The organism is Streptomyces pratensis (assembly GCF_037137275.1).
GTDB lineage: Bacteria > Actinomycetota > Actinomycetes > Streptomycetales > Streptomycetaceae > Streptomyces > Streptomyces pratensis_B.
Genome location: NZ_JBBBEN010000021.1, coordinates 1 through 378, shown reverse-complemented (window position 1 = coordinate 378; position 378 = coordinate 1). Strand labels below are relative to the sequence as shown.

1 pseudogene is annotated in these 378 nt (G+C 75.1%); it reads right to left on the bottom strand.

Annotation, left to right across the window (positions count from 1 at the left end):
- Positions 1-213: pseudogene (locus tag V9U70_RS30670) on the bottom strand (DNA-binding protein); the annotation flags it as partial.
- Positions 214-378: the final 165 nt, after the last annotated feature.

Genomic DNA, 378 nt, shown 5'->3' with positions numbered 1-378 from the left:
ACCCCCGGCATCACCGCCCGCGACCTGATGCAACCGCCACGGCCAGACCTTCTCCCGCTCCCAGTGCAGGGCCTGCTCCCACCACCGCGCCACCACCGCCTGCGCCAACGCGAACACCCGCTCCGGCTCGGCCCCCGCCCGCACCGCACGCCGCGCCACCCCCGCCCACCGCCGCTGCGCCGCGACCACCTCCGGCAGACGCCGCAGGTCCAAATGCTCGTGAGGCTGGTCGGCATCCGCATCAAGGAGCCACCGCCCGTGCCGGACACACACACGGTCCCACCGCGGGGCATACAGCACCGACCGCCCAGCCGTCCCCGTACGCCGGGCCGTGCACAGACGACAGCCGAACGCCACCGGCCCGGCAACCGCACCACC